14 protein-coding genes are annotated in these 18,268 nt (G+C 48.5%); 5 read left to right on the top strand and 9 right to left on the bottom strand.

Features of this window, described 5'->3' with window-relative positions; all coding sequences use genetic code 11:
- Nucleotides 1-143: 143 nt before the first annotated feature.
- Nucleotides 144-1,268 (bottom strand): Fic family protein, encoded by a 1,125-nt coding sequence (locus tag RDN79_RS17500; RefSeq protein WP_298553309.1) that lies wholly within the window; start codon nucleotides 1,266-1,268, stop codon nucleotides 144-146.
- A gap of 535 nt (nucleotides 1,269-1,803) precedes the next feature.
- On the opposite strand from RDN79_RS17500, the gene RDN79_RS17495 reads away from it, so the two are divergent.
- From RDN79_RS17495 to RDN79_RS17475, 5 genes are all read left to right on the top strand, one after another.
- Nucleotides 1,804-5,046 carry a DUF2723 domain-containing protein gene (locus RDN79_RS17495; RefSeq protein WP_298553307.1) on the top strand — a complete coding sequence of 1,081 codons (3,243 nt, stop codon included), beginning with the start codon at nucleotides 1,804-1,806 and terminating at the stop codon, nucleotides 5,044-5,046.
- A 2-nt stretch (nucleotides 5,047-5,048) separates the two neighbouring features.
- Entirely contained in the window at nucleotides 5,049-5,657 is a 609-nt protein-coding gene (locus RDN79_RS17490; RefSeq protein ID WP_298553305.1) for a polysaccharide deacetylase family protein, read from the top strand.
- A 148-nt stretch (nucleotides 5,658-5,805) separates the two neighbouring features.
- Nucleotides 5,806-6,735 (top strand): tRNA epoxyqueuosine(34) reductase QueG, encoded by a 930-nt coding sequence (gene queG, locus RDN79_RS17485; protein WP_298553303.1) that lies wholly within the window; start codon nucleotides 5,806-5,808, stop codon nucleotides 6,733-6,735.
- Nucleotides 6,736-6,739: 4 nt separating this feature from the next.
- Nucleotides 6,740-8,044 carry a S28 family serine protease gene (locus tag RDN79_RS17480; protein WP_298553301.1) on the top strand — a complete coding sequence of 435 codons (1,305 nt, stop codon included), beginning with the start codon at nucleotides 6,740-6,742 and terminating at the stop codon, nucleotides 8,042-8,044.
- A 176-nt stretch (nucleotides 8,045-8,220) separates the two neighbouring features.
- Entirely contained in the window at nucleotides 8,221-8,934 is a 714-nt protein-coding gene (locus tag RDN79_RS17475) for a DUF5036 family protein (RefSeq protein ID WP_298553298.1), read from the top strand.
- Here RDN79_RS17475 and RDN79_RS17470 read toward each other — a convergent pair whose 3' ends face one another.
- The 8 genes from RDN79_RS17470 to RDN79_RS17435 all read right to left on the bottom strand — a co-directional run bounded on the left by RDN79_RS17470 (nucleotide 8,935) and on the right by RDN79_RS17435 (nucleotide 17,742).
- Nucleotides 8,935-9,384 carry a YqaA family protein gene (locus tag RDN79_RS17470; protein ID WP_008146862.1) on the bottom strand — a complete coding sequence of 150 codons (450 nt, stop codon included), beginning with the start codon at nucleotides 9,382-9,384 and terminating at the stop codon, nucleotides 8,935-8,937.
- The gene (locus tag RDN79_RS17465) at nucleotides 9,369-10,382 is read right to left on the bottom strand and encodes a hypothetical protein (protein ID WP_298553294.1); all 1,014 of its coding nucleotides are present in this window, start codon (nucleotides 10,380-10,382) and stop codon (nucleotides 9,369-9,371) included. Before RDN79_RS17465 ends, RDN79_RS17470 begins: the two co-directional genes overlap by 16 nt.
- A 120-nt stretch (nucleotides 10,383-10,502) precedes the next feature.
- The gene (purD, locus tag RDN79_RS17460; protein WP_298553292.1) at nucleotides 10,503-11,774 is read right to left on the bottom strand and encodes a phosphoribosylamine--glycine ligase; all 1,272 of its coding nucleotides are present in this window, start codon (nucleotides 11,772-11,774) and stop codon (nucleotides 10,503-10,505) included.
- A 41-nt stretch (nucleotides 11,775-11,815) separates the two neighbouring features.
- A complete protein-coding gene (locus RDN79_RS17455) occupies nucleotides 11,816-14,014 on the bottom strand; it encodes a DPP IV N-terminal domain-containing protein (protein WP_298553290.1) in 2,199 nt (732 codons plus the stop codon).
- The gene (locus RDN79_RS17450) at nucleotides 13,998-15,518 is read right to left on the bottom strand and encodes a class I SAM-dependent RNA methyltransferase (RefSeq protein WP_298553288.1); all 1,521 of its coding nucleotides are present in this window, start codon (nucleotides 15,516-15,518) and stop codon (nucleotides 13,998-14,000) included. The genes RDN79_RS17455 and RDN79_RS17450 overlap by 17 nt, the downstream gene beginning before the upstream one ends.
- Before the next feature lie 66 nt (nucleotides 15,519-15,584).
- Nucleotides 15,585-16,532: a serine O-acetyltransferase gene (locus RDN79_RS17445; RefSeq protein ID WP_298553286.1), complete on the bottom strand. Its 948-nt coding sequence runs from the start codon at nucleotides 16,530-16,532 to the stop codon at nucleotides 15,585-15,587.
- Between the two features lie 136 nt (nucleotides 16,533-16,668).
- Nucleotides 16,669-17,157 (bottom strand): pyridoxamine 5'-phosphate oxidase family protein, encoded by a 489-nt coding sequence (locus RDN79_RS17440; protein WP_298553284.1) that lies wholly within the window; start codon nucleotides 17,155-17,157, stop codon nucleotides 16,669-16,671.
- Between the two features lie 138 nt (nucleotides 17,158-17,295).
- Nucleotides 17,296-17,742: an HU family DNA-binding protein gene (locus tag RDN79_RS17435; protein ID WP_186931424.1), complete on the bottom strand. Its 447-nt coding sequence runs from the start codon at nucleotides 17,740-17,742 to the stop codon at nucleotides 17,296-17,298.
- Nucleotides 17,743-18,268: the final 526 nt, after the last annotated feature.

Below are 18,268 nucleotides of genomic sequence, written 5' to 3'. Positions count from 1 at the left end.
CGTCTTTTGATGCCGCAAGTTACATCACGCCTCAAAATTATTTAGGACAATATTGGTATAAGGCAGCAAAAGTGAACAAGACCCATTTGGAATACATGCCCATGCAACTGGAATTGTATGCCGAGGACAGTGAGAACAAAGACCTAATCGAATATCCGAATATATTTTTCCAATACATAAATCCGCCCCCGTTTACTGCCTGTCATTTCTTTCAACATCTCCAAACGTTCCAGCTCTTTAATCAACTTATAGGAGGAAACCGTACCAAGGCCTGTTATCTCGGAAACACCTGTTGCATCGATCATCGGATGTTTGTATAGTTCTGTTATGACTTTCAAAGCATTAGCCGATCTGCTACCCAGGGCTTTAATACATTCTTCATATTCCTTTTGCAAAGACAAAATCTTTTCAAATGTTTCAACTCCCTTTTCAGCTGTATCGATTATTCCATGAAGGAAAAATTTAAACCAAGTTTCGATATCATTCTCAAGCCGGACTTTCATCATATTGGAATAATATGTATTTCTATGTTTTTCCAAATAATCAGACAAATACAATATAGGCCGTTTCAAAATACCTTTACTGACCAGATACAACGTAATCAGCAACCGGCCAGTTCGTCCATTGCCGTCCAAAAAGGGATGAATAGTCTCGAATTGATAATGTATCAATGCTATTTTCAATAATTCCGGGAAAAAGATCTGCTCATTATGAACAAACTTTTCAATATCTTCCATCAGTTCCGGGATTGAAGTGCAGACCGGAGGTACGAATATGGCATCATTAATAGACAAACCTCCTATCCAGTTCTGACTTTTCCTAAACTCTCCTGGCTGTTTGTGCTCTCCACGTACTCCCGACAATAAAACCTTGTGGACATTTCTGATCAATCTACTTGAAAACGGCAAATCTTCCAGCATCTTGATTGCCTCGTTCATCGCGTTAATATAATTATGCACTTCCATCCAGTCATCCCGTTTGTCTAACGGAACATCTTCTTTTGATAAAAGCGCCTCTTCCATATTGGTTTGTGTACCTTCTATTTTAGAAGATTGTGTGGCTTCTTTCATAATATGCATACTGATGAACAAATCAAGATTAGGAATATGTTCTGAGTACATATCCAACCGCCCCAACATCCTGTCCGCCTTACTTAACAAAGTGATTATCTCCATATTATCAATCACCCAGCTATGGTTAATCGGGTTCGGCTGGAAACTTTTATAATACCCTTGATTTATATACAGACCTGATTTAAATTCTTTCATATCGATTACAATATTAAAATTAGGACTCTTATCACTGAGTTATACCATTCCCTTATTTCATTTTTCAGCCAAAAAGTGAAATAAGAAAATCACTATTTCATTTTTCAGCCAAAAAGTGAAATAAGAAAACTGCTATTTCATTTTATAACGGTAAAAGTGAAATAACAACCTTGATAACCTCCGTGTACAAATATACCACTTTCAATTAATCCTTTTTTATATATCCCTAAAATTTCCACTATACAAAAATTACAGGAGACAGTGGATTCGAAACAAAAACTATAAATCCACACCTCTCTACCAACAAGATACGAATCCTGTCCGCAGATGTCGGTTTGTTGTCATCCGAATGTCGGCAAATTATCAGATTTCAGACTGTCATTCAACGGATTCTTTTAATATATTTCTAATCTCTTCCACACAATTTATAGCGTATCAGAGCGTTGGTATTAAACGTAAATGCTTACCTTTGCGGCCGACTGTCCGTGTGAGGATACAAAATTAAGACAATTAATTATTACACTTTATACAAAGTATGGGAAAGTATAAATTGATCAACAACGCGTTGGGCTGGATCGTTTTTGCGATCGCTTCGACCGTCTATTTGATGACTATGGAGCCCACTGCCAGTTTCTGGGATTGCGGTGAGTTCATTTCTTCGGCTTACAAGCTGGAAGTAGGGCATCCGCCCGGAGCACCGTTCTTTATGTTGACGGCCAACCTGTTTACACAACTTGCATCCGACTCTGCCACAGTGGCAAAGATGGTGAATACGATGTCCGCCCTGTTTAGCGGATTGACAATCCTGTTCCTTTTCTGGAGTATCACTCATCTTGCACGCAAGATCATGGTGAAAGACGGAGAAGAAGCCTCTTTAGGCCAGATGATTACCATCATGGGGAGCGGTCTGGTCGGAGCATTGGCTTATACATTCAGCGATACGTTCTGGTTCAGTGCCGTGGAAGGGGAAGTCTATGCCTATTCATCCCTCTTTACAGCGGTTGTTTTCTGGCTGATACTGAAGTGGGAAGCCGTTGCCGACAAACCGCATGCAGACCGTTGGATCGTACTGATCGCTTACCTGATGGGGTTGAGTATCGGCGTCCACTTGCTGAACTTGTTGTGTATTCCGGCTATCGTGCTGGTATATTACTATAAGAAATTCCCGAACCCGACGATGAAGGGTACGTTGGTTGCCCTGCTCGTTTCCTTCGCCATCGTTGCGTTGATGATGTACGGCGTCGTACAGGGACTGGTCGAGGTTTGCGGCTATTTCGAACTGTTGTTTGTCAACGTCTTAGGCATGCCTTACAATTCCGGAGTATTTGCTTATGTGATCATTGTGGCAGGCGTATTGATCTGGTCTATCTGGGAAACCATGCGCGACGAGATCCATCCGACACGCATGAAGATCGCTTTCATCCTGTCGGTCGTATTGATCGGTATTCCGTTTATCGGTAGCGGCTACGTTTTGGCGGTTATCCTGACTGCTGCATTGAGCCTGTACCTGTTCAAGAGCAAGAAGGTGGATATCAAGACGCTGAATACGATCCTGGTCTGCCTGATGGTAGTCGTTGTGGGCTATTCTTCGTATGCACTGACGCTGATCCGTGCAACGGCCGACACGCCGATGAACCAGAACGCGCCGAGCGATATCTTTACGTTGCGTACCTATCTGGCACGCGAACAGTATGGCAAAACCCCGCTCCTCTACGGACAGACCTACGTTTCGGAAGTACAGCGCGAAAACCAGGGAGGAAGTTGCGTGCCTGTCACGACCGAAGGAGAACCGACCTGGAGCCGTGTGATCAAGAAGGACAAAAACGAGAAAGACCGTTATTATGTGTCGCGCACGGATCAGGAATACAAATATGTCGACGAACTGAACATGTTGTTCCCGCGTATGTACAGTTCCGACCCGCGCCATGTCCAGGCCTACAAGGACTGGGCGCAGGTAAAAGGCCAACCGGTGAAATACAACTATTGCGGAGAGATGAAGAGCGTAATGAAGCCGACATTCGCGGAAAACCTGAAGTTCTTCTTCTCCTACCAGCTGAATTTTATGTACTGGCGCTACTTCATGTGGAACTTCTCCGGCCGTCAGAATGACATCCAGGGAAATGGCGAGGTGCTGAACGGCAACTGGATTACCGGTATTCCGTTTATTGACGAAGTGCTGGTCGGTCCGCAGGAAGATATGCCGTTCGATATTATCAATAACAAAGGGCACAATGTCTATTATATGCTGCCGCTGCTGTTAGGTATTTTAGGTTTGCTGTTCCAGGCTTATTCGGGACAGAAAGGGATCCAGAGTTTTTGGGTGACCTTCTTCCTGTTCTTCATGACCGGCCTGGCTATCGTGCTGTACCTGAACCAGACGCCGTACCAGCCGCGTGAACGAGACTATGCGTATGCCGGATCGTTCTATGCGTTCTGTATCTGGATCGGGTTCGGTGTCGCGGCACTGGCAAAGGGATTGGAGCGATACGGCAAACTGAATCCGGTTATCGCCGGATCGGTGGCAACCGTGCTCTGCCTGTTCATACCAATCCAGATGGCCGGACAAAACTGGGACGACCACGACCGTTCAGGCCGCTATGTCTGCCGCGATTTCGGTTCCAACTATCTGGAATCCTGCGAGCCGAATGCCATCATCTTCACCAACGGCGACAACGACACATTCCCCTTGTGGTATGCCCAGGAGGTAGAAGGTGTCCGTACCGATGTCCGCGTATGTAACACCAGCTACCTGCAGACTGACTGGTACATCGACCAGATGAAGAAACAGGCTTACGAGTCCGCTCCGCTGCCTATCACCTGGACACGCGACCAATATATACAAGGAACCCGCGATGCTGCTTATGTATTCCCGCTGACAAAAGATTCGATCGACCTGAACACGGCCTTGAACTTTGTCCGCAGCGACGATCCGAAGTTCAAGAAGATTCCGGGTATCAACCAGGAACTCGATTATATCCCCGCCGACAAGCTGTACTACAAAGTCGACTCGGTCGCCGGAGCCAAGATCTTAGGCGGCAAGACAGACGGCATGGTAGACAAGATGATGATCAACCTTGCCGGAAAGAATGCGCTGGGCAAACAGGAACTGACAATCCTCGACATGTTGCAGACGAACAACTTCGAACGTCCGATGTACTACGCGATCACGGTCAGCCCGGACCAGTTCGTCAATCTGGACGGTTACTTCGAACAGACCGGTCTGGCTTACCAGGTCGTTCCGAAAAATGCCAACAAGTCGGTCAACACCGACAAGATGTATGACAACGTGATGAACAAATTCAAATGGGGTGGCGTGGATAAACCGGGCGTTTACATCGACGAAAATGTAATGCGCATGTGTAAGAGCTACCGCTTGCTGCTGTTCAACAAGCTGGCAGAGGCATTGGTGAAAGAAGGCAAGAACGACAAGGCTCTGGAAGTATTGGACAAATGTATGCAGGTGTTGCCGCCGGAAAATGTTCCGCTCGACTACACGGCTCTTTCAACCGGTGAGCTCTATTACGTGCTGGGCCAGAAAGAGAAAGCGGCGGAAATATTTACAGGCATTGCCGATAACATGATGCGTAACATTAACTGGTACTTCCGCTTGAACCCAGTGCAATTGGCGTCCGTAGAAACAGAATTGTTACAGGACATGCAGGTTTTGAATCAAGTATTGTTAATCAACAAACATTACAACCCCGAATTCAATAAGAAATACCAGGAAGAGTTTGACAACTACCGTATGGCTTACGAATCGGTTGGACGCAAAGAATAGATATGTTTATAGAACAACCGCCCTGGTTTTACAGGGTCCTGTTTCCAGGGGTAATCTGGCGGATTCCGGCAAAGAAGAAGTGTGTATATCTCACCTTCGACGATGGCCCGATCCCCGAGGTTACCCCTTGGGTATTGGATATATTAGACAAATATGGCGTGAAGGCGACCTTCTTCTGTGTCGGGGACAACGTCCGCAAGCATCCGGAGATCTACCGGATGGTACTGGAGCGGGGACATCGTGTGGGCAACCATACCTTCAACCACATCCAAGGCATCCGCTTCTGGACCAAGAACTATCTGGCGAATGTGGAAAAGGCTGCCGAATACATCAAAAGCGACCTGTTCCGTCCGCCTCACGGACACATGCGTTTCCCGCAGGTAATATGGCTCCGGAGGCATTACCGGATCATCATGTGGGACGTAGTGACGCGCGATTATAGTCCGCACATGACACCGAACGGCGTCTTCAACGTCGTCAAAAACTATACGAGAAACGGCTCTGTCATTGTCTTCCACGACTCGTTGAAAGCCGAAAGCAATATGCGCGAAGCCATGCCGCGAGCAATCGAATGGTTGCAGGCGCAGGGATATGAGTTCAAAGTGTTTTAAATAGTATTTACATAAAAAAACAGATATGAATAAGAGCCAGGTACGCGGATGACGCGGATTAAACGGATAGAAACGGATTTTTTATTTTAAATCCGCGTTCATCCGCTTAATCCGCGTCATCCGCGTACCTGGCTCTTCCCTATATAATATGTTTCCAGCTACCGAAATAAAAGAGAAAGCAAAAGAGATCGGCTTCGATGCCTGCGGGATCGCACAAGTGGCGACCACAGACAGCGAAGCCTTTTTTTTTGACAAGTGGCTGAAGGAGGGCAACCATGCCGGGATGGCGTATATGGAGAACCACCGCGAAATACGGCTTGACCCCACCGGGTTGGTGGAAGGAGCCAAGACAGTCATATCCGTGGCGTTGAACTATTATCCGGAACAGAAACTTCGGCCCGAAGCGCCTCATATCGCCTATTACGCATATGGAAAAGATTACCATTTCGTCCTGAAAGAGATGCTGAATAGCCTATGGGCCGCACTGCTGCCGCACACGGGGACGGGACAGGCCGATGCAGGAGACGCCCGCTTCTTCACCGACTCCGCTCCCATATTCGAACGCTATTGGGCTTGGAAAGCCGGACTGGGCTGGATCGGGAAGAACACGAACCTGATTATTCCCGGCAAAGGCTCTTTCTTCTTCTTGGGAGAAATCGTCACCACCCTCGAAGCGGACCAGTACGACACACCGCAGAAGAACCGTTGCGGCAGTTGTACCCGTTGCCTGGATGCCTGCCCGACAGGAGCGCTGGAAGGTCCCCGCCATCTGAACGCCCGTAAATGCCTCTCCTATCTCACCATCGAGAACCGCGGAGAAATCCCCGCCGAACAGGCCGCCCTCCTCGGTAACCGCCTCTACGGTTGCGACACCTGCCAAGAAGTCTGCCCTTGGAACCGTTTCGCCCGCCCGACGCGGATAGAGGCCTTCCGCCCGGCATCGGCTTTGCTTTCTCTTCGAAAAGAGGATCTAAAGGTCTTTTCCCGTGAAGAATATAATCGTATATTTGCCAAATCGGCGGTCAAAAGAGCCAAATACGAAGGATTGATACGAAACATACATAACTTAAAAGATTAATACCATGAGAAGGACATTGAAAACCTTATCCCCATGCCTCGTCACATTCCTGTTGATGATGACAGTCGCATTTGCAGGTAACGCGCAGGAATTACAAAAGAAATTGGAAGAGCTGAAAGGAGTCAGCGGCATCGAGAAGCTGGAATCGGATCATTATGCCGAGAAATATCTCGTACGCATCACCCAGCCTGTCGACCATCGTGACCCGGCAGCCGGGACATTCACGCAGCGCGTGATCATCGGGCACGCCGGCTTCGACCGCCCGACCATCCTCGTGACCGAAGGCTACGGAGCGGCATACGCCCTCAACCCGCGCTATCAGGAAGAGTTGACAAAACTGCTCAACGCTAACCTCATCTTCGTGGAATACCGTTATTTCCTCGAATCCACCCCGGAACCCTGCAATTGGGACTACCTGACGGCAGAGAATTCGGCCTACGACCTGCATAATGTCAACCGTACATTCCGAGAGCTGTACGCCGGCAAATGGGTCAGTACCGGCATCAGCAAAGGCGGACAGACCACCTGCCTGTACCGCGCCTGGTTCCCGGACGATGTAGATTTCTCCGTCCCCTACGTAGCCCCCTTGAACCGCGGTGTGGAAGACGGGCGCCACGAACCCTTCCTCCGCAAGGTCGGCACGAAGAAAGACCGTCAAAAGATCGAAGCTTTCCAAACCGAAATCCTGAAACACAAGGACGAAATCGTCCCGATGCTGGAAAAGTTCTGCAAGGACAAGAAGCTGGAATTCCGTATTCCGATGGCCGAAGTATTGGATTATTGTGTTTTGGAATACCCGTTCGCCCTTTGGCAATGGGGTACGCCGACCAGTGTGATCCCGCCGCTCACATCCGATACAAAGACACTGTTTTACCATTTGACCGATATCAGCGGCCCCGACTATTTTGCCGAAGACCAGCCGAACATCTCCTTCTTCGTGCAGGCTGCCCGCGAATTGGGCTACTACGGTTACGACACGAAACCGTTCAGGAAATACCTGACAATCGACAACAGCCAGGGATACCTGAACCGCATCATGCTGCCGAAAGAACTGGTCGACAAAGTTGAATACCGCCCCGAACTCTATCATAAAGTCTATGATTTCCTCCGTGACAACGATCCGAAGATGATCTTCATCTATGGCGAAGTGGATCCGTGGAGCGCCACCCGCGTCCCGACCTTCAAAGGCAAGGTAAACGAACAAGTCTACATCCAGCCCGGAGGCAGCCACCGCGCCCGTATCAGCAACATGCCGGAAGACATGAAGGAGAAGATACTGACGCAGATCAACAAATGGCTGGCGGAATAGCATCTATAACCCTATGCTTTACGATGGCTAAAGCATAGGGTTAGCCATCGTAAAGCATAGGGTTATCGTTCGGACAAGTTTCAAAAGAATAATGGATAACGACCGCTTTTCAACAAAATATAATTATCTTTGTATATGTGTTTCACCTATTGTCTAACTTATTAATAAAGAAGCAAATGAAAAAGAATCTCTTGTTTCAGCTCCTGCTGGCGGCATTTCTGCTCCCGGCTTTTTCCTGTTCGGATGACGATTCCACTCCGGAAATCGACAATGCAACCACCTTGAACATGCTCGATGCAGAAAACGGCAAGACCCGCTTGGGCAACTCCGATATCTATATCAATGCAGCAAACAATTTCGAGACAAACAGATGCCTGATCGTTGAACTCGGTTCGTCGAAAGGACTCGGAAAGGTTGTCCCGCCCCAAATCGGCGAGGGATTGGTCAATCAGGTAGCCGTGACGCCGGGACATCTCTACCAGGCTTTCAAGGAAGATGCCGTGATGCGGTTTCCTTCGGGGAAGTTGGCACTGGCGCTGGCCGGCGACTACTATCAGTTCTATGTCGACTCCGAGATCAAGAAAGAGGAAAGAAGGATAGGGGCCGTTGTCCTGTTTGCTCTGATCAATCCAGAGGCCGACGGGATGCCTGCCTACGACAGTACGATCGGGACTGTGGTCAGCGGCACTGAAGACGAAGTGGCCTATGAATTCCCGAAAGGTACAGAGTTTAGCTACGATAGCGATCTGGAAGATATTTTCCAGATTTCGTCTGAAGGCGGAGCCCTAAAAATGAGGCTTCTACTCACGTGGCGCGACATCCGGGGCAACTACGCCATCTATGCCCGACATAATGAGATGTACACGAAAGTATATGTCAGAGTGGAATAATCAGAACATTCCCTGCACCTTATAGACAAATTCCATCCAAACCCAATATCGGATCGCCTTTCCGAGAAACATCGAGATAGCCACGATCCAGATATTGGCGCGGAGGAAACCGAGCGCCACGGCGATAAAATCACCTATGCCGGGAAGGAAGACGAAAAAGCCCATCCAGGAACCTTTCCCCTTTATCCAATCTTGTACTTTCTGCAATTTGGCGGCATCCAGTTTCAGATATTTCTCTATCCATTCGACCTTGCCCAGCATACCGAGCCAGTAACAACTCATACCGCCCAGGAAATTACCCAGCGTAGCCGCAATCATACAAGGCCAGTAGGCCGCTCCCGCCAACAACACGCCGGTCAGAACGACCTCGCTGCTGAACGGCAAAACGGTAGCAGCTAAGAAAGAGGCGATAAACACGCCGATATATCCGTATTCTATAAGAAATTCCATATCCGAATGAATAGAGTGGCAATCAGGATTGCCACAGTTGCAAAAAACGCCCAAAACACGATCTTGCCACGTGTCACTGTAAAGAAATGGGCGATGAGAATAGAGGCTGGCACACAAGCTGTTTCCAGAAACTCTTCCGAAACCTGTTCATAGAGGAAATAAAGACCGAATGCCCATACGGACATCGCAATCAGGAACGAAAGGAACTGGCGGGAACGAAGCGAATCCTCCGTATCGTGCATGACGATATTCAAGGAAGCGACAACCGTCAACAAGGCAATCGCCATGATACTGATCCAATCCAGCAACACAATACCGTCCGTCGCCAGGAAGCGCACCTTGAAAAGTGTCGAGAAAGGAACGCTGAACAGCGTGAAATCCCGTTGCCACACACACCAGCCCAGCAGGAACCAATAGACCGTCGCCACCCCTAACAAAGAAGCGATAAAGGTACGGGGCGCCAGCGAACGGAAATTATACATCCCCAGCCAGAACAACGGCAGAAACCAAAGCAAGTGAATCCAGAGCAGGCTGCCGATACCGATCAGCAAGGCGGCACTATAGGCTTTCTCCCTCGCTTCGGGATCATGATAGGTCGTGAACAGCTGGTAGATCGCCAGGATCAGGCAGAAAACACCGACCGAAGTCGATTTCAGGGGAAAGAAATCGGGATTCGTACTGATGAACAGGACATAGAAGAGAAAGGGCAACATCGTCTTCTCCCGTATCAGCACCAGCACATAGTTCGCACGGTGCAACAGGAAAGCCCCTCCGAACATCAACGCCATCCCGATGATATAGGTAAATTCTTTGCCTGGCAATGCCTGGCAAATCGTATTCCAGAGAGGAGTAGCCGAGACCTCGCCATAGACAGGATAGCCCACGGAGTACAAATAACTGACCACCCAACAGACGATGCACGCCAATAAGACCGGCATGAATGTCGGTGGCGCAGAAAAGTCAAATCGGCGGGAATATTTGTTATAAGCTACTCGCATTTTTGATTGAGTATAGATAAATGCTGATTTACATGCGAGCCAACAGACAAGGCAAACCTTATACCATAGGCTTGAATCGGCTGTTTGCTCACCCCATAAATCAGCTTTTATGACAACAATTTATAAATCAAATCCGATATCGCTACGGAAATATTTCTTTTCGAAATCGATGACCTTGGCACCGGCGAAGGATCGGGCAAGGGCTTCCTCCTTGTCAGCCCCGTAAGAGCTGACAGCAATGACACGGCCGCCACTGGTCAGGATCTGCCCGTTATCAGCTTTTGTACCGGCATGGAAAACGATGTTTTCGGCAGAAACCTTATCCAGACCACTGATAGCCTTGCCTTTTTCATACGCTTCGGGATAACCGCCGCTTACCAGCATAACCGTTACGGCCGCACGCGGATCGTGCACCAGTGTACGGCTACCCAAATTACCTTCGGCCACCCCTTCCAACAGTTCAACCAAATCGCTCTGGATACGCAACATGACAACTTCCGTTTCCGGGTCACCCATGCGGCAATTATATTCGATCACCATCGGTTCGCCCTTCACATTGATCAAGCCGAGAAAAACGAAACCTTTATAATCGATATTTTCCGCTTTCAGCCCTTCTATCGTCGGGCGGATAATGCGCTCGTCCACTTTCTGCATAAACACCTCGTCGGCAAAAGGAACCGGAGACACGGCCCCCATTCCGCCTGTATTCAGACCAGTATTGCCTTCGCCGATACGCTTGTAGTCTTTTGCCACCGGAAGCACCTTGTAGCTCTCGCCATCCGTCATCACGAACACGGAACATTCGATACCGTCCAGGAACTCTTCGATCACGACCGTCTTGCTGGCATCGCCGAACATGCCGCCCAGCATATCGCCCAGCTCCTTCTTCGCTTCTTCGAGCGTGTCGAGGATCAACACCCCTTTACCGGCAGCCAGACCATCGGCCTTCAACACATAAGGAGCCTGCAATTCTTCCAGGAAAGCGTATCCTTCTTCCAAATTTCCGGCTGAGATACTCTTATAACGGGCAGTCGGGATATCGTGCCGCATCATGAACGCCTTCGCAAAATCCTTGCTGCCTTCCAGCTGCGCTCCCTCTTTCGAAGGGCCGATCACCGGAATACCTGCCAGGGCCGCATCGTTCTTGAAATAGTCATACACTCCTTTCACCAGCGGATCTTCCGGGCCCACCACCACCATACCGATCCGGTTTGCCAACGCAAATTCCTTGATAGCAGGGAAATCGTCCGCCTTGATATTTACATTCGTACCCACCAATGCGGTACCTGCATTGCCGGGGGCAATGAATAACTGATCCACTTTCGGGCTTTGAGCCATCTTCCAGGCTATTGCATGTTCACGGCCGCCTGAGCCAAGTAATAATATGTTCATATGTAGTTCTTTTTATATTTTATCAATTCTGATACGTCTCCTTACTTCAAATAATCGTCGAAGTAGCGCGTTATCTTCTCATACAGATGCGGGCGGTCTTTGCCGATCACATTATGCAGATGGCGGGGATAAACGAAATAATCAGGATAGGTATCCGCATCCACACAAGCTTTCAGGAACCCGAGGCTATGTTGCCAGACAACAACCGGATCGATATCTCCGTGGATCAACAGCAGATGTCCCTTCAGGTTACCCGCTTTCAACTTCAGGTTGGCATTCTTATAGCCTTCCGGATTATCCTGCGGCCGGTCCATATAGCGCTCGCCATACATAATCTCGTAGTTGCTCCAATCGATCACCGGGCCACCGGCAACTCCCACCTTGAACAGTTCCGGATACGAACACATCAGGTTCGTCGTCATAAAACCGCCATAGCTCCATCCGTGCACGCCGATACGGCCGGCATCGACATACGGGAGTGATTTCAGATACTCGACGCCTTTCACCTGGTCCGCCATCTCGTTCACACCTAAATTACGATGTATGACATTTTCGAAAGCCTGTCCCCGGTTCGCCGATCCCCGGCTGTCGAGCGTGAAGACCACATAGCCGCGTTGAGCCATATAGATATCCCAACCGCCTACGCCGTTTTTCCATCCGCCTGTAACCAGCTGGGCATGCGGCCCGCCGTACACATAGACGATCGTCGGATATTTCTTCGCCTCATCCAGACCGACAGGTTTTACCAAGCGGTAATTCAAAGAAGTGACGCCATCCGCCGCCTTGATCTTTCCGGTAACGATTTCCGGCATCGCATATCCTTCGTACGGATCTTTCGCCGTCAACAACGTCCGTAAGGTTTCTCGTTTCTGTCCGTCAATGATCGAAATCTCACGTGGGACGTCGGGAGCGGAATAGCTGTCGATCAGATATTTGCCGGAAGCGCTCAACTGCGTGGCATGCGCTCCCTGCAAACCGCCCGAAGTCAATTCGTAAGAGGTTCCCTTTTTCAGATCCAGACGTGACGTCCCGACATACAGAGCATCGCCATAGCTGAACGAACTCAGCATCGACGGCCTTGTAGAAGAGAAGAACAACGCCTTTCCCTTGGCATCGAAACCGAGGACATTCAGCACTTCCCACTCGCCTTCCGTCAACTGCTTCAACAGTTCTCCCTTCGTATTATACAGATACAAATGATTATAGCCATCGCGCCGGCTCTGCCAGATAAACTGTTCCGGATTGTTCGGCAGGAAAAGCACCGGATGTTGCGGCTCCACATAATGTTCGTTCTTTTCGGTAAACAGATCCGCCTCTTTCTCACCCGTCAAGACAGAATAGCGTACCAGGTGCATCTCGTTCTGATCCCGGTTCAGTTCGGCAATATAAATGCTCTTCTCATCCGGGCTCCAGGCAATATTCGTCAGATACTTTTCTTTCGGCAAACCGGTCTTCAACCAGACGGTTTTCCCGGTCGCCAAGTTGTAGACACCGACCGTCACCTCGTGGCTTTTCATCCCGGCCATCGGGTATTTGTGCGGTTCGGCTTTTGCACAACGGGCGGTAATATCGACAAACGGATAATCCGTCACCATGCTTTCATCCATCCGGTAGAAAGCCAGCGCCGAACCATTCGGGGACCAGAAAGTCCCTTTATGGATACCGAACTCGTTCTGATGAACGGACTTCCCGCAGACAACACCTTCGGCCGTTTCGTCCGTCACGATACCGACAGCGTTATCCGGTGAAAGGATTTTCAGGTTGTCGCCCTCCGTAAAAGCCAAATAACCGTTGGCCGGACAGAAGTCGAAGTTCTCCCAGGAGCCGTTCAGGTCATACGTATTTACAATCCTGTTTTCCGCAAAGTTATAATGGAAACGATGGCGCTTGGCATTAAAAGCAAGCACCGGCTGATCTTTATAAGGGACCGAGAAGAAAGGCATGCTGCCGACCGTCTGTGCGCCGGCCGCCGTAAGCGCTTCGTTCAACTGCCGGCGGGTAAAGGCGACTTTCACCGCCTTTGTCGATTCGCCACTCATCATGCTGTCACCCTTGACATACAGATAGGTGTCTCCGCACCACTGCAACTGTTTCAAGTTGCGAGACACAAAACGACTTTGCGTCTTTCCACCGGGAATCAGGTCATGCAAAGTAAACTGTTTGTCTTGTCCCATCATCGACAACGGATTTAGAAGTGCCAAAGCACAGAATATACTTAAAAAATTAAGCCTCAAAGTCATCCTTGCCCCTTCTTTTAAATGGTTTCTTAAACGGACGGTCACCAAACTTCTTATCTCCGAACTTTTTCTTACCGCCAAAGTCCTCATCATCCTTGAAGTGTCTCTTGACAGGACGTTTGCCGACAAAATCCTTACGTGCCGGACGGCCGTCTGCACGATCATCGCCAAAATAACGTTTACCGGGAATAAAGGGAGCCCGCTCGCTATCGTCTTCAGCATGTGCGGCGGCAAAACGACGGTCGGGACGATCCAAGCGATCGGAACGGAAGTTCGGACGTGACGGACGGTCCGGCCTGCGTTCGAAAGAAGGTCTTTCCGGATGGGAAGGACGTGCTTCGCCCTCTTCGTTCAGTGCTTTTTTATAATCTTTGTTCTTCCCCTCGAATATGTCATAGCAACGATATTCGCATTCCAGCGAACCGTTCATAAGCTTCATCTTTTCACTCGGTTTGAGGCCGATCTTGTCGAAACATTCATCTTTATAACTCAGAATCCAAACCTTATAGCCGGTAAACACATGCTTGATACGTTCGCCGATCATATTGTACAACCCTAACAAGTCACGGCTGGAAATACGTTCGCCATAAGGAGGATTGGTCACCATGATGCCCGGCTGCGGAGCCTCCGTGCACTGCTGGAACGCTTGGGTCTTCAGCTCGATATATTTCATCAGGCCGGCGCTACGGATATTCTTTTCGGCAATCTCGATCGCCGCCGGATTAATATCGGCGCCATAACATTTGAAATCAAACTCACGTTCCTGGCTCTCGTCGTTATAGATACGGTCGAACAGTTCCTGGTCGAAGTCGATCCATTTCTCGAAAGCAAACTCCTTACGGTGCACACCCGGCGCAATATTCAAGGCGATCATCGCCGCCTCGATCAGCAACGTACCGGAGCCGCACATCGGATCGACGAAATTCGATTCTCCTTTCCATCCCGTTTTCAAGATCATACCGGCAGCCAGCACCTCATTCAACGGCGCTTCCGTCTGGTCCACGCGGTAACCGCGTTTATGCAGACTCTCGCCCGAACTGTCGATAGAAAGCGTACAGTCGTTATGTGAGATATGAATATTGATATACAGATCCGGATTGTTTACACGGACAGAGGGGCGTTTCTGCTCCTTCTCCATGAAATAATCCACGATTGCATCCTTCGTACGATAAGCAACAAACTTGGAGTGATTGAAATCTTCAGAGTAGATTACAGAGTCGATGGCAAATGTTTTGTCCAAGGACATATAGTTTTCCCATTTCACCTTCTTAACCTCTTTGTAGACAGCATCAGCGTCTTTAGCTTTAAAGTGATAGATAGGTTTCAGGATACGCAATGCCGTACGGCAACAGAAGTTGGCTTTGTAAAGCACTTCCTTATCTCCGGTAAAGGAAACCATCCGGCGGCCAATCTGTATATCGTTAGCACCTAAAGATAATAACTCGCCGGCCAGTATTTCTTCCAACCCGTAAAGGGTCTTGGCCACCATTTCAAATGTTTCGCTCATTTTAAGTTGAAAGTTAACAATGATTCCTCATCGTTTATTAGTAATTCTATTTTAATTATTAATTGTTTAATTATTAATCATCCTTTGTTCCATGACTTCGCTGACTGTCAACTGGCATTTATCAATTGTCTGCTGACTCACGGTTGCTCCCGCCGGAACATCTTCCGTAATCCAGACATTGCCACAGATCGTAGCTCCTTCGCCAATACGAATGCGTCCTAACAATGTAGCATTGGAATAAACCGTCACATGATCGCCCAGCACCGGATGGCGCGGCACACCGCGTATCGCATTCCCGTTTTCGTCGGGCGGCAGTTTCTCTCCTGCCAGACTGACTCCCTGGAAGATGCGGACGTGGTTCCCGATCACGCTTGTCTCACCGATAACGGTTCCCGTCCCGTGGTCGATCGAGAAATAGTGCCCGATCTCTGCCCCCGGATGGATATCGATACCTGTCTCCGAATGGGCCATTTCAGTAATCATGCGGGGAATAAAGGGGACGCCCAACCGGTATAGCTGGTGCGCAATGCGATAGTTGCAGACAGCCCGGAAACCGGGATAGCAAAAAATAACTTCGTTGATGTTCTGCGCAGCGGGATCGCCATTGAAAGCGGCTTCGGCATCCGTCGCCAACAGGCTGCGCATTTCGGGAAGCGTCCGGATAAAGGCTTCCGACAGTTTCTCCGCCTCGGTAAGTATTTTTTCTTCGGGACAAGAGACACAGGTAGTATCAGCAAAACAAAGCCCTGCATAAATCTGCTTGGAAAGCAGCGTATGCAACGTTCCGACATTTACGCCGGTATGGAAACGGATGGTCTGCTTGCTGATCCGTGCATTCCCGTAATAACCGGGGAAAAGGATTGCCCGGCACAAATCTATGATCTCTTTCAGCACTTCACCCGAGGGTAGCGCCTCTTCATCTCGGTAAGCATGAAACAATTGCTGGTAAGACCCCTCGTCCGAGAGCATCTCAACCGTATCGTTCAAGACCTTGCTATGCTTTTGCAATCCCATTATTCAGCAATATCGTATTTGGCAACAAAAGTAAGAATAAATTGAAAATGAACAATTGACAACAGGCAATTATTTGCCCATCATACAACGCTTTATCCAAAAAGACAAATCGCCCGGCAACGTCAACTTTCAATTCTTAACTTCCAATTTTCAACTTATTATGCGGTGCCCCGAATTCCTTGCAGGTCACTTCGTCCATTTCCACAATCCATATTTTGACATTCTTCACAGCCGGATCGGAATAGCGGAATTCCTTATCCGAATACTGTTTCATAATGATATCCAGGGCTTCCGTCTTCTTGTCGAAATCTTCTTCAAAGCGGACTTTCCCCCAGCATATCACGCTCTTGGAGCGCATCCGGTAACTGCAAGCGACCTCCGGGTGCTGAAAAACGAGATCATGATCCGTACTGAACGTAATGCAGACGCGCGGATTCCGTTCTAAAATGGAGATGCTCCGTCCCTCCTGTGCCGAATGCAGGTATATAACACCCTCGCGGTAGCCAAAGTTCATCGGCAATACATAGGGAGTCCCATCCGTATCGGCCAGTCCCACATAGCAAATATCACACTTCTTAATGATCGCTTCAATCAGTTCTTTATCGGTATGTACTAATGTCTTCATTTCTCGTTTCTGTTTTTGTCCCTACAAACATACAAGTTTTTTATCTTTTTCAGGCTGCTCCCGCAGGATATATTTGTCGCATCCTCTTACAAGAACAAAAGGAGGTGTCAATCCCCCCCCCTTTATTGTTGTCATCTTTTAGAGCTCGCCCGGCCTTTCTTCCTCTCCGCCACCGGAACCTTCACCAATCACAACTTTCACATCATCTTCTTCAAACCTAATCTGACCGTTTGAACGGCGAAGGCTCAATCCCGGAGTAAATACAATACGCGCTTTCGTAATATTGGAAGCATTGAATTCATCTTCCGTTGCCGCCCCTTTCGAGCGAACCGACATACGGAAATTTCCAAATTCACCGACCTGTACGATATTGCCGGAACGGAGTTCCAATCCCATAGCCCAATTCAAAGAATCGAGTACGGCTTTCACATCCGCACTTGACATAGCCGAACGGTTTGAAACCAATTCACAAAGCTTTTCCATATCACAATAGCCCGAAGCTTTCGCCACTGCATACGTTTTCACCTGGTCTTTTTCTTCGCCGACCATTACTTTTCTCTGTACTTTTCTAAATTTCAAAGCCATAATCTTTAGTTTTTAAATGATTAATAATTTGTTTTTGATCACACTGCAAAGATATGGCACCCGAAAACCGTTAAAAAAGCAGTGAGACAAGACAGTTGAAAGGTGAAAGGTGAAAGTTGCGACAAGCGGTATTTCAACTTTCACCTTTCAACTGTCACCTTTCAACTATTCCCTCTCACTGCTTTTCTCCAACAGGTCGGTAAAATCGTACGAATCCATCCGCACATACCGGATTTTATCAGCCAAATACCTGGCAGACACATCCATATCAAAAGCGAGTAAAAGAGAAAATGAAATTTCCGTATACGAAGATTTATGTTTTTTATACGGTTACATCCATAAATTGACTACTTCCAGGAACAGATTTAACTCGTTCCCCCCATTTAAAAACTCATGAAACTTTTGAAAGCCACTTACATTCCTTCCCGCAAGATCTTTTTCAGTGGCTGGAAGAAACGCTCTATCAAACGGAGCTCTTCTGTTACGATTCCGGCCGTGGCTTTCATTTCCTGCATCACAGGAAGAC

Origin of the sequence: uncultured Parabacteroides sp. (assembly GCF_902493135.1) — a bacterium.
In the GTDB taxonomy this organism is placed as follows: Bacteria; Bacteroidota; Bacteroidia; order Bacteroidales; family Tannerellaceae; genus Parabacteroides.
Note: the sequence above shows the minus strand (reverse complement) of the source record. Positions and strands in the feature narration are given on the sequence as shown.

What these genes read in the sequence shown, in the direction of transcription:
- RDN79_RS17495 (WP_298553307.1), top strand. Translation starts at nt 1,804, where the DNA reads ATGGGAAAGTATAAATTGATCAACAACGCGTTGGGCTGGATCGTTTTT.
- RDN79_RS17470 (WP_008146862.1), bottom strand. Translation starts at nt 9,384, where the DNA reads ATGGAATTTCTTATAGAATACGGATATATCGGCGTGTTTATCGCCTCT.
- RDN79_RS17445 (WP_298553286.1), bottom strand. Translation starts at nt 16,532, where the DNA reads ATGGGATTGCAAAAGCATAGCAAGGTCTTGAACGATACGGTTGAGATG.
- purD (WP_298553292.1), bottom strand. Translation starts at nt 11,774, where the DNA reads ATGAACATATTATTACTTGGCTCAGGCGGCCGTGAACATGCAATAGCC.
- RDN79_RS17480 (WP_298553301.1), top strand. Translation starts at nt 6,740, where the DNA reads ATGAGAAGGACATTGAAAACCTTATCCCCATGCCTCGTCACATTCCTG.
- RDN79_RS17435 (WP_186931424.1), bottom strand. Translation starts at nt 17,742, where the DNA reads ATGGCTTTGAAATTTAGAAAAGTACAGAGAAAAGTAATGGTCGGCGAA.
- RDN79_RS17475 (WP_298553298.1), top strand. Translation starts at nt 8,221, where the DNA reads ATGAAAAAGAATCTCTTGTTTCAGCTCCTGCTGGCGGCATTTCTGCTC.
- RDN79_RS17490 (WP_298553305.1), top strand. Translation starts at nt 5,049, where the DNA reads ATGTTTATAGAACAACCGCCCTGGTTTTACAGGGTCCTGTTTCCAGGG.
- RDN79_RS17465 (WP_298553294.1), bottom strand. Translation starts at nt 10,382, where the DNA reads ATGCGAGTAGCTTATAACAAATATTCCCGCCGATTTGACTTTTCTGCG.
- RDN79_RS17450 (WP_298553288.1), bottom strand. Translation starts at nt 15,518, where the DNA reads ATGAGCGAAACATTTGAAATGGTGGCCAAGACCCTTTACGGGTTGGAA.
- RDN79_RS17455 (WP_298553290.1), bottom strand. Translation starts at nt 14,014, where the DNA reads ATGACTTTGAGGCTTAATTTTTTAAGTATATTCTGTGCTTTGGCACTT.
- queG (WP_298553303.1), top strand. Translation starts at nt 5,806, where the DNA reads ATGTTTCCAGCTACCGAAATAAAAGAGAAAGCAAAAGAGATCGGCTTC.
- RDN79_RS17440 (WP_298553284.1), bottom strand. Translation starts at nt 17,157, where the DNA reads ATGAAGACATTAGTACATACCGATAAAGAACTGATTGAAGCGATCATT.
- RDN79_RS17500 (WP_298553309.1), bottom strand. Translation starts at nt 1,268, where the DNA reads ATGAAAGAATTTAAATCAGGTCTGTATATAAATCAAGGGTATTATAAA.